The sequence below is a fragment of the Bacteroides caecigallinarum genome (genome assembly GCF_021531075.1).
In the GTDB taxonomy this organism is placed as follows: domain Bacteria; phylum Bacteroidota; class Bacteroidia; order Bacteroidales; family Bacteroidaceae; genus Phocaeicola; species Phocaeicola caecigallinarum_B.
On sequence record NZ_JADYTJ010000035.1, the window covers coordinates 23427 to 35257 of the forward strand.

The 11831-nt window shown below is 38.2% G+C and carries 12 protein-coding genes; all 12 read left to right on the forward strand.

Features of this window, described 5'->3' with window-relative positions:
* Position 1 precedes the first annotated feature (1 nt).
* On the forward strand, positions 2 to 991 hold the full coding sequence (locus I6E11_RS10040) for an HU family DNA-binding protein (protein WP_235337911.1): 990 nt from the start codon (positions 2 to 4) through the stop codon (positions 989 to 991).
* A 258-nt stretch (positions 992 to 1249) separates the two neighbouring features.
* Positions 1250 to 2245 (forward strand): AAA family ATPase, encoded by a 996-nt coding sequence (locus I6E11_RS10045; RefSeq protein WP_235337912.1) that lies wholly within the window; start codon positions 1250 to 1252, stop codon positions 2243 to 2245.
* A 21-nt stretch (positions 2246 to 2266) separates the two neighbouring features.
* Complete coding sequence (locus I6E11_RS10050) at positions 2267 to 3136, forward strand: DUF58 domain-containing protein (RefSeq protein ID WP_235337913.1); 870 nt, start codon at positions 2267 to 2269, stop codon at positions 3134 to 3136.
* Between the two features lie 40 nt (positions 3137 to 3176).
* Positions 3177 to 4247 (forward strand): BatD family protein, encoded by a 1071-nt coding sequence (locus tag I6E11_RS10055; protein ID WP_235337922.1) that lies wholly within the window; start codon positions 3177 to 3179, stop codon positions 4245 to 4247.
* Positions 4248 to 4266: 19 nt separating this feature from the next.
* Complete coding sequence (locus tag I6E11_RS10060) at positions 4267 to 5265, forward strand: vWA domain-containing protein (protein ID WP_235337914.1); 999 nt, start codon at positions 4267 to 4269, stop codon at positions 5263 to 5265.
* Between the two features lie 12 nt (positions 5266 to 5277).
* Positions 5278 to 6303 (forward strand): VWA domain-containing protein, encoded by a 1026-nt coding sequence (locus I6E11_RS10065; protein ID WP_235337915.1) that lies wholly within the window; start codon positions 5278 to 5280, stop codon positions 6301 to 6303.
* A 3-nt stretch (positions 6304 to 6306) separates the two neighbouring features.
* Positions 6307 to 7017 carry a tetratricopeptide repeat protein gene (locus tag I6E11_RS10070; protein ID WP_235337916.1) on the forward strand — a complete coding sequence of 237 codons (711 nt, stop codon included), beginning with the start codon at positions 6307 to 6309 and terminating at the stop codon, positions 7015 to 7017.
* Positions 7018 to 7078: 61 nt separating this feature from the next.
* Positions 7079 to 8917, forward strand: coding sequence for a BatD family protein (locus I6E11_RS10075; protein ID WP_235337917.1), 1839 nt, complete (start codon positions 7079 to 7081; stop codon positions 8915 to 8917).
* 22 nt (positions 8918 to 8939) lie between these two features.
* Positions 8940 to 9689: a tetratricopeptide repeat protein gene (locus tag I6E11_RS10080; RefSeq protein ID WP_235337918.1), complete on the forward strand. Its 750-nt coding sequence runs from the start codon at positions 8940 to 8942 to the stop codon at positions 9687 to 9689.
* A 20-nt stretch (positions 9690 to 9709) separates the two neighbouring features.
* A complete protein-coding gene (locus I6E11_RS10085; protein WP_235337919.1) occupies positions 9710 to 10420 on the forward strand; it encodes a phosphatase PAP2 family protein in 711 nt (236 codons plus the stop codon).
* A 138-nt stretch (positions 10421 to 10558) separates the two neighbouring features.
* Entirely contained in the window at positions 10559 to 10816 is a 258-nt protein-coding gene (locus I6E11_RS10090) for a DNA-binding protein (protein ID WP_235337920.1), read from the forward strand.
* Between the two features lie 86 nt (positions 10817 to 10902).
* Positions 10903 to 11831, forward strand: a 929-nt coding sequence (locus I6E11_RS10095; RefSeq protein WP_235337921.1) for a universal stress protein, incomplete at its 3' end; no start/stop codon positions are given.

Genomic DNA, 11831 nt, shown 5'->3' on the forward strand with positions numbered 1-11831 from the left:
AATGGATGAGAAACTGACATTAGAGGAACTGATTCCCAAGTTCGCGGTAAAACAGAATATAGTACAGACAGATGCAGATGCATTTGTCTGTAGCTTTTTGGCACTGATAGTAGAGGGGCTGAAAAGGGATAAGTATGTAAGGGTAAATGGTTTGGGAACCTTTAAACTTATTGATGCTGATCTGGGTGAGGGAAGAGTAGTGTTTGTTCCTGAATCTTCAATTAGAGATGCTGTCAATAAGCCGTTCGCTCATTTTCAGGCTGTGGAATTAAAGGATACGGTTCGTTTTAGTGATGTAGAAGAGGAGGTTAAGGTTGCGTCGGATGAAACCAGTTCATGGTTGGATAAGGATGAAACGAAAGATGAACAGACATTGGAATGTCAAGAGAAAGTTTCTTCTGTGAACGGGGCGGATGATAAAGAGAGTCAAGGGGACTATGAAAAAAATGAATTGCAGCATGATGAGAAGGTCGGTGATGCAAAAAGTAATACCCATTGGTATCTGTTCGCTGCAATACTTTTGGCCGGTATTATAATAGGAGGCGGAATTATGTGGGGAATTCTTTCGGGTGGAATGAGTGGTGTTTCAGAATCTGATGATAGTCTTGACGGTTCTGTAGTTGATACGGCTTTTGAAGATTCTGTTCGTTTGGTTGCTTGTTCAAATAAGGATTCTATATCAATAGATGCACAGGTACATGACACGATAGAAACCAATAAAAGAACTATAGATTCAATTATAAGTTCCACAACGGAAGATAAGGATGAAATTGATTATCTTAGTGATCAGGTGGTTTACAAGATAACTGGAACCATTGAAAAATATACTATAAAAAAAGGTAGTACCTTGTCGAAAGTAGCTTACCGTTATTATAAGAATAAAAAGTTGTGGCCTTATATAGTCATGCACAACAAAAATGTTATAGTTGATCCAAATAATGTACCGATAGGGACAGAATTGTCTATACCGGTGTTGACACCGGTGGATTAACATATTGTATGTAGGGACAGTGTCATTGGGATGGATATCCTTATTGATGCTGTTTCTTTGTTTTACATATACTATTTGTTTTTAAATTCATAGGAATAAGATAAAAAAGACTTAAATAGATACATTGGTATGATTTTTTAATAAATATTAGTTGTGTCTGTTAACTTAAAAACGTAATTTTGGGTGCACTAAAAAGGAATTAACCTTGATTGGTGGATAGAATATAGAAAATGAAATTAATAAAATAAACAAGAAATTATGGCTGAAGCTATTGATATTCGTGCATTGAACGAATTGATCGAACGCCAGAGTGCGTTCGTGACAAACCTGATGACAGGTATGGATCAGGTTATCGTGGGACAGAAACATTTGGTTGAATCATTGCTGATTGGCTTGTTGGCAGACGGACATATATTGTTGGAAGGTGTGCCTGGTCTGGCAAAAACATTGGCTATTAAGACAATGGCATCGCTTATAGATTCAAAATACAGTCGTGTTCAGTTTACTCCTGACTTGTTGCCTGCCGACGTTATCGGTACAATGATTTATAGTCAGAAGGATGAGCAGTTCATCGCCAAGAAAGGTCCTATCTTTGCGAACTTTGTGTTGGCAGATGAAATTAACCGTGCTCCGGCAAAAGTACAGAGTGCTTTGCTTGAAGCAATGCAGGAACGTCAGGTGACACTGAGCAAGGAAACATTCCGTCTGCCTGAACCTTTCCTGGTTATGGCTACTCAGAACCCTATTGAACAGGAAGGTACTTATCCATTGCCTGAAGCTCAGGTGGACCGTTTCATGCTGAAGGTTATTATTGACTATCCGAAGCTGGAAGAGGAAAAGAAGATTATCCGTCAGAATATCTCTGGAGAAAAGGTGGAAATCAAACCAATATTGAAGGCTGAAGATATTATTGAAGCAAGAAAAGTGGTAAGACAGGTTTACCTGGATGAAAAGATTGAACAGTATATCGCAGACATAGTATTTGCTACACGTTATCCGGAGAAATATGACTTGAAGGAACTTAAGAGCCTTATCGGCTTTGGCGGTTCGCCACGTGCATCTATCAACTTGGCTCTGGCTGCACGCAGCTATGCATTTATCAAGCGTAGAGGATATGTAATTCCTGAAGATGTCCGTGCTGTGGCTCACGATGTATTGCGTCATCGTATCGGTCTGACATATGAGGCTGAAGCTACAAATGTTACTTCGGATGAAATTGTAAGCAAGATACTTAATAAAGTTGAAGTGCCTTAATAAGAAACCTTTTTTTGAAGAATGGAAACTACTGAATTATTAAAGCGTGTACGCCAGATAGAAATAAAGACTCGTGGACTGTCAAGCAATATTTTTGCCGGACAGTATCATTCTGCCTTCAAGGGAAGGGGTATGGCCTTCTCGGAGGTGAGGGAGTATCAGTATGGCGATGATGTGCGAGATATAGACTGGAATGTAACGGCACGCTTTGACAAGCCATTCGTAAAGGTATTCGAAGAGGAACGCGAACTTACAGTGATGTTGCTTGTTGACGTATCGAACAGTCTTGACTTCGGTACATCAAAGCAGATGAAAAAGGATATGGTGACAGAGATTGCGGCCACAATAGCTTTCTCTGCTATACAGAACAACGATAAGATTGGTGTGATATTTTTCTCTGATAAAATAGAGAAATTTATTCCACCCAAGAAGGGACGCAAACATATTCTATATATTATACGCGAATTGCTGGATTTTGAACCGGAGAGCTCGCGTACTGATTTGCAATGCGCAATTGAGTATCTTACGAATGTATTGAAGAAGCGTTGTACTGCATTTATGTTGAGCGACTTTATTGATGACAAGGATTTCAAGAATGCATTGACAGTAGCAAACAGAAAACATGATGTGGTTGCTGTACAGGTATATGACCGCCGAATGGAAGATTTGCCTGATGTAGGACTTATGTTGGTCCGCGATGCGGAAACAGGTCATGAAGAATGGATTGACACATCGTCCAAATCGCTTAGAAAGGCTCATCACGAATGGTGGATGGAACAGCAGAAGAGGTTGAATAATATATTCAATTTGTGTAATGTTGATTCTGTTTCGGTACGTACAGACCAGGACTATGTAAGAGCTTTGCTTAATTTGTTTGCTAAAAGAAATTAATGGTCAGATGAAGAATATTTTATTTAAATACGGAAAGTTGATGCTTGGCGCATTATGCTTTGCCTCTATGTCGATGGTCTGTCCGCAGGTCAGGGCGCAGCAGGTTACGGTTAGGGCAAGTATCGACTCTTTGCAATTGCTCGTAGGAGAACAGACAAAGGTACACCTGGAAGTTAGTATGGATGCTGACAGAAAGTTGCAGTTGCCTGTTATCAAAGATACACTGGTGAGAGGTGTTGAAGTATTGGATATAGCAAAACCTGATACCCAGAAACTTAATGACAATAAGAGGTGGGTCATAAGCCAGGAATATACCATTACTTCATTTGACTCTGCTTTATACTACCTTCCTCCACTGGAAGTTATGGTGGATGATGAGAAGTATCGTTCTGAGTCATTGGCCCTAAAAGTGTATTCTATTCCTGTTGACACTCTGCATCCTGACCAGTTTTTCGGACCTAAGACTGTAGTGGAAGTGCCAATAGAATGGCAGGATATAGACAGTATGGTTTATTCTATAATTCTGATGTTGCTTTTAGGGGCTGCATGTGTGTTCCTGATAGTAAGATTGAAGAACAACAAGCCTATCATCAGGATTATAAAAATAGAGCCGAAGTTGCCGCCACATCAGGAGGCCATGAAGCATATAGAGGAAATAAAAGCCAACAAGAGTGTGCAAAGGGAAGATCCTAAGTTGTACTATACCGAGCTGACTGATGTCATCCGTACGTATATTATGGAAAGATTTGGTTTTAATGCTATGGAAATGACATCGTCTGAGATTATAGAGCATCTGCTTCAGGTAAAGGACAAAGATTCTCTAAAGGATTTGAAATATCTTTTTGAAACTGCTGATTTGGTGAAGTTTGCAAAACATGCACCTATGATGAATGAAAACGACATGAATCTGGTGAATGCGATAGACTTTATCAACGAAACGAAACAGGAAGAGGATGCAAATGCGAAGAAGGAACCTACGGAGATAAAGGTTGAGGAAAAACGCTCGAAACAAGGACGAATAGCATTGATGTGCAGTATTGGTGCCACTGGTGTGGGAGCTGCTGTATGCTTATACATTGTTGTAAGATGCATAATTGATCTCTTCTTTTAATGCTTAAATGAATGAAGTTATGATTTTTGCTAATATTGAATATCTGTTTTTATTAATTCTGCTTATACCTTATATAGTATGGTATATTATGCGCAGAAAACGAACAGAAGCTACTCTGCAAGTTTCAACTACGCGTATGTATATGAATGTGCGCAAAAGTTGGAAGGTATATCTTATTCATGCTCCGTTTTTGCTTCGTTTATGTACTTTCGTAATGATTGTCCTTGTGCTGGCAAGACCTCAGACTACAGACAACTGGCAGAATACAGAGATTGAAGGTATTGACATAATGTTGGCTGTGGATATTTCTACGAGTATGCTTGCAGAAGATTTGAAGCCTAACCGACTGGAGGCTGCGAAACAGGTTGCTGCAGAGTTTATAAACGGACGTCCTAATGATAATATTGGTCTGACTATTTTTGCAGGTGAAGCTTTCACCCAGTGCCCTCTTACTGTGGATCATGGTGTCTTGTTGAATTTGTTTCACAGTGTTAGCTGCGAGATGATATATCGCGGTATGATAGAAGATGGTACTGCTATCGGTATGGGGCTGGCTAATGCCGTTACGAGACAGAAAGACAGTAAGGCTAAGTCAAAGGTTGTAATTCTGCTTACTGATGGTGTGAATAACCGTGGTGAACTTTCGCCACTTACTGCAGCAGAAATAGCAAAACAGTTTGGAATAAGAGTTTATACAATCGGTGTGGGAACAAACGGAACGGCTCCGTATCCTATGCAGACTTATGCCGGAGTGCAGTATATACAGACGCCGGTAGAAATAGATGAACAGACTCTGACACAGATAGCTGCCGAAACCAATGGTAATTATTTCAGGGCTACAAGCAATTCTAAGCTGAAAGAGGTTTATGAGGAGATAGACAAATTGGAGAAAACAAAACTGAATGTCAAGGAATTCAGCAAAAGAGAAGAAGAGTATGAGATTTTTGCTCTCGTTGCTTTCCTGTGTATTTTGCTTGAATTGATTTTACGTAACACGGTTTTGAAAAAAATACCTTAAAAGAGATTTGCCATGTTTAGATTTGGAGAACCGATATATTTATATTTATTATTGATAATTCCTTTATTGGTGGTATTCTACATATTTACCAATTATAGGAGAAGAAAAAAACTGCGTCAGTATGGCGACCCAGAACTGATGGCACACCTTATGCCTAATGTTTCAAAATACAGGCCTGACGTAAAATTCTGGCTGGTGACTGTGGCATTGGCTATGGTGATTTTTATGTTGGCACGTCCTCAGTTTGGTTCTAAGATGGAAACAGTGAAACGTCAGGGGGTGGAAACTGTGGTGGCACTGGATATCTCAAATTCAATGTTGGCACAGGATGTTACACCTAGCCGTCTTGAAAAGTCTAAAAAAATGGTATCAAGGCTAGTGGAAACATTCAATAATGATAAGGTTGCCATGATTGTATTTGCAGGAGAGGCATTTACTCAGCTTCCTATTACTAGCGACTATATATCTGCCAAGATGTTTCTTGAGACTATTTCGCCTTCACTTATTACAACCCAAGGTACTGATATCCGTGGTGCCATAGATTTGGCAATGAAGAGTTTTACTCCAAATGAAGGTGTCGGTCGTGCAATAGTTCTTATTACTGATGGTGAAAACCATGAGGGAGGAGCTGTGGAGGCGGCACAACAGGCTGCCGAAAAAGGAGTAAGAGTATTTGTTCTGGGAGTCGGTTCGCCTGATGGTTCGCCTATCCCGGTTGAAGGAACAAATGATTTCCGCCGTGACAAGGATGGCAATGTAGTTGTGACAAAACTTAACGAGCAGATGTGTCAGGAAATAGCTAAGGCTGGTAATGGTATGTACGTACGTGTGGACAATACCAACAATGCAGAACGTGCTCTTAATGCGGAGATAAACAAGCTGGCAAAGGCAGATGTCGAGACTCAGGTCTATACAGAATTTGATGAACAGTTTGACGTGCTTGCATGGCTGGCTTTGATTTTGCTGGCTGTGGACGTTATGTTGCTCAACAGAAAAAATCCTTTATTTAAGAATGTGAAACTTTTCAAACAGGATTGATTTATGTGGTGTAGTAAATTATGTTTATTCGGAATATTGCTCTTTACTTCAGCAGTGTCTTATGCACAGAAAACGGAGAGGGACTATCTTAGAAGCGGAAATAAACTGTATAACGACAGTCTTTTTGTAAAGGCTGAAGTTGATTATAGAAAGGCTCTGGAGATTAATCCGAAATCGGCTGATGCCATGTTCAACCTGGGAAATTCACTGCTTATGCAGCAAAAAGCTAAAGAAGCAATGGAGCAGTTTGAGGCAGCGGCACGTCTGGAAAAGGATAAGAATAAGTTGGCTCATATATATCATAATATGGGGGTTATATTACAGTCATCTAAACAGCTTCCACAGTGTATAGAGGCTTATAAGGAGTCTTTACGAAATAATCCTAAGGATGATGAAACACGTTATAATCTTGTGCTTGCGCAGAAACAGCTGAAGGACCAACAGCAACAACAGCAAAATCAGGATCAGCAGAAAGATCAGAAGCAGGATCAGAAACAAGACGAGAAAGAACAGAATAAGGAACAGCAGGATCTACAACAACAGCAACAGCAGCAAAACCAAAATCAGCAACAGCAACAACAAAACAAAGATGAAATGTCGAAAGAAAATGCTGAACAACTGCTGAGAGCTGCAATGCAGGACGAAAAGGATGTACAGGACAAGGTGAAGAAACAGATGCAAGTTAGCGGAAAGAAACTTGAAAAAGACTGGTAAACAATATTCTGTGCATGATTTGATGTTATTAATTAGTTGAGAAACAATAAATTATAGAATGATGAGAAAATATATTTTCTTGATATTGATGATTGTCATACCGCTACAAATGTTTGCCAAAGACGAGGTGACATTAAGGGCTTCTGCTCCTGAGGTGGTGGTAAATGGTGATCAGTTCAGACTAACATACACTGTGAACTCGCAGGATGTTAAGGATTTCCTTGCTCCCCAAGCCAAGGGATTTGATGTACTTATGGGGCCTAGCCGTTCGCAGCAGAGTAGCACACAGATTATTAATGGTAAAGTGTCATCAAGCCGTTCCATAACATATACTTATATTTTGATGGCCGTATCGGAAGGTACATTTAATATTCCTGCTGCAAGTATAGAAGTGGATGGTGAAAAGATTTTTTCTAATCCACTTACTATAAAGGTTCTTCCAAAGGATAAAGAAGATGCAAATTCTAATCAGGGACAGGGAAATAGCGGTATATCTTCCAGAAACCAGAAATCAAGCGGTAGAATTACGGATAAGGATTTGTTTGTACTGGCTACGGCAAGCAAGACTAAGGTCCATGAGCAGGAGGCTATATTGGTGACATACAAAGCTTATACTACAGTGGATTTACGCCAGTTGTTGGGAAAAATGCCGGACCAGCAAGGGTTTTATGTGCAGGAGGTAGAATTGCCAACTCAGAAGACTTTTAAATTGGAGCATTATAAAGGCAGAAACTATAATACTGTGGTCTACAGACAGTATGTGTTGTTTCCTCAGAAGTCCGGAAAACTTGAAATACCTGCTGTAACGTTCGATGCTGTTGTAGCACAAAGAGTAGCTGTTTCTGACGATCCGTTTGAGGCTTTCTTTAATGGAGGTGGCTACGTAGAGGTTAACAAGAAGATTATTGCTCCAAAGTTGGTAATAAATGTAGATCCGCTTCCTTCTAAACCAGAGGGATTTTCGGGTGGTGTAGGTACATTCTCTTTAAAATCGGATATCAGTACAACCGAGCTTAAGGCTAATGAAGCTGTTACCATTAAGTTGACTATCAGTGGTACAGGTAACATGAAACTTGTAAGCGCTCCTGAGGTTAAGTTCCCTCATGATTTCGAGGTTTATGATCCAAAAATCGAAGATAATTATGAATTGACAGCCAACGGGTTGAGTGGAACAAAAACGATTGAGTATCTTGCAATACCTCGTCATGCCGGTAATTTTTCTATTCCTCCGATAGAGTTTAAGTATTTTGATATCAAATCAGGAAAGTATAAGACTCTTACGACGGAAGCCTATGAACTTAAAGTTGCAAAAGGTGATGGTAGTGCAGCCAGCCAGCAGGTGATAGCTGATTTCACAAACAAGGAAAATGTAAAGGTCCTTGGTACTGATATATTGTTTATCAAAACAGGAGATACTGCTCTCAGACAAAAAGGCAATTATTTCTATGGTACGACTGCTTACTATTTGTGGTATATCATTCCTTTCCTTTTGTTTGTAGTATTCGTTGTGATTTATAGAAAACAGGCTATTGAGAGTGCCAATGTTGCAAAAGTTAAGACTAAAAAAGCCAATAAGGTTGCTACCAAACGTATGAAATTGGCTGGTAAGTTACTTTCAGAGAATAAGGTCAACGAGTTCTATGATGAAGTCCTAAAGGCTTTGTGGGGATATATAAGTGATAAGCTTAACATTCCTGTATCTAAATTGTCAAGGGATAATATTGAAGCAGAATTGTCTGGTCATGGAGTTCCTGAAGACTTGATTAAGGAGTTTATCGGTGCACTGTCCGAATGTGAATTTGCAAGATATGCTCCGGGAAATCAGAATGAGGCTATGGATAAGGTTTATGCTGCATCAGTAGATGTAATAAGCAAGATGGAAAACTGTATTAAACGTTAAAAACATATAGGAGATATATAAAATGAATAGAATGTATGTTTTGGTAATGCTTTTGGCATGTATACTGTTGCCTGCCAATGCTTCTTTGAAAACTGAGGCCGACAAAGCTTATCAGGAGAATGACTTTAAGGGGGCAATTGAAAAATATGAAGCTATTTTGGAAGGTGGACAGGAATCGGCTGATATGTATTATAATCTGGGAAATAGTTATTACAAGAACAAGGATATAGCAAAGGCAGTTTTGAATTATGAACGTGCATTGCTTCTGTCTCCTGGAGATGAAGATATAAGATATAACCTGGAAATGGCAAAAAGCAAAACAATTGACAAGGTTACTCCAAAGAGCGAAATTTTTATCGTTACGTGGGTAAATTCTATCCGCGATTTGATGAGTGAATCTTCGTGGGCAGGTTTTGCAGTTGTATGTTTTATATTTTTTCTTTTGGGAACATCGGCATATATCTTTGGAAATAAGATCGTAATTAGGAAAACAGGTTTTTCGTTGGCTGTTGTTTTTCTGGTTCTTACTGTTGTTGCAAATATGTTTGCCGATTCACAAAAAGATAAGCTTGTAAATCGTACTGGAGCCATAATAATGCAACCATCTGTCACTGTAAAGAGTACACCTGATGATAGTGGAACAGATTTGTTCGTATTGCATGAGGGTACAAAGGTGTATATCAATGACAATTCCATGAAAGGTTGGAAAGAAGTCAGCCTTGAAGATGGATCAAGAGGGTGGGTTTCCACAGAGAGTATAGAGGTAATTTAATCTGAATATAAATATATTATATGGACATACAGCAATTGATAGATATGGATAAACTACTGTTGTTGAAATTCAATGGTAGCGATTCGCTCTTTTGGGATGGTTTTATGTATATAGTGACCAAGACCAAAACTTGGATACCTGCGGCTATTGCATTGCTGTATGTAATTTTCAAGAACAATAATTTAAAGAGAGGGATAACGATACTTTGCCTTATTGCTTTGGTAATAACTTTGGCAGACCAGATAGCATCGGGTTTGTGTAAACCCTTGTTTGAAAGGTTCAGACCGACAAAAGACCCTGAATTTATGTATATGGTTGATGTCGTAAATAATTATAGAGCAGGAGGGAAGTATGGGTTTATTTCCAGTCATGCTGCAAATACATTTGCTGTAGCCACTTTCATTTCATTGCTTATCAAGAACAATAAAATGACAATAATGATGTATTTGTGGGCATTGATACCTACATATTCGCGTGTTTATTTGGGCGTACATTATCCGGGTGACATATTCTTTGGTATGCTTGATGGAATATTATCTGGTATTTTAGTTTATTTTCTGTATAAATTTATATTGAAGAAGCTTTATTCAAGGCCTAGGTTCATATCTGCACAATACACTGAAAGTGGATATGATGTGAAAAGTGTAAATATAGTAATACTGGTTCTTTTATTAACTTATTTTTATGCGGTGATATATGGTATGATTATATCCAAATCTTTATATTTTTGAGTCATGTGTGAAATAAGTCCATGTTAAATGTAGGTTTTTTGATAAAAAAGACATTATTTTTTGCTTGTCATATAATTTTTTTATATATTTATCATCGAGATAATAAACGTGTTGTTTAATACTTAAAAAATGATTACTATGACAAGGACTATTACATTTAATGAACTGAGAAACATAAAAGATTCTTTACCAGAAGGAAGTATGCATCGCATTGCCGATGAATTAAATATATCAGTAGAAACTGTAAGAAACTTTTTTGGAGGGCAGAACTTTAAGGATGGTAAATGTGTAGGTATTCATTTGGAGCCAGGTCCGGATGGAGGTTTGGTTATGCTTGATGATACTGTCGTTTTAGACAAAGCATTGGATATTCTTAGAGAAAATGCTAATATTTAATTTTTGTATGATAGCTATGATAGTTGTGCGGGGATTTGTCTGCAAACTATGATAGCTATTATTTTTTTAATTAAAATCATATCAATATGGAAGAAAGACTAGTAACCCTTGCTATATTGACTTATTCAAAAGCTCAGATATTAAAGAATGTCTTGGAAAATGAGGGTATTGATGCTTATATTCATAATGTAAATCTCATACAGCCTGTTATTTCTTCTGGAGTGAGAATAAGAATTAAAGAAAGTGATTTGCCACGTGCACTGAGTATTATTGAAAGTTCTGCATGGCTGGCGGAAGATGTGGTGAAAGAACATACTCAAGAAACAGAAAAGAAGTCTAAAACACCTGTAATATTGATTCCTGTAGATTTCTCACAAAACTCATTAAAGGCATGCCGGTTTGGACTTAATTTCGCTGCACAGATTAAAGTGGAAGCTGTGCTTATGCACGTATATTTCAGCCCAGTCTATATGCCTAGTCTACAGTATGCAACTGAAGGATATGGTATACCTTATGAGGCAGAATTAGGCATTAAAAGTATGCTGGATAACGTTCATCAGCGCTTGAAGGATTTGACTGATAATATTGATAAACTGATGGCTGATGGAGAGTTGCCTGAAGTGAAGTATTCATGTTTGCTTCGAGAAGGAATCCCTGAGGAGGAAATATTGAGTTATGCCCGTGAAGAATCGCCATTAATGATTGTTATGGGTACAAGAGGGGAGAACATGACAGAGTATGGACTTATGGGTAGTGTTACTGCAGAAGTTATTGAACGTAGTCCTGTATTTGTTTATTCTATACCGGAAGAAGCGAAACTTACTAATTTTAAAGAAATACATAAGGTAGCTTTTATTACTAATTTTGACCAGCGGGATTTAATTTCATTTGATTCTTTGATTACAACATTTAAGGATTATAATTTTGAAATATACTTTATACATCTGAATTCAAATGAAGAAAGGAAAATGTGGAATGAGATAAAATTATCAGTAATAAAAGAATATTTCCACAA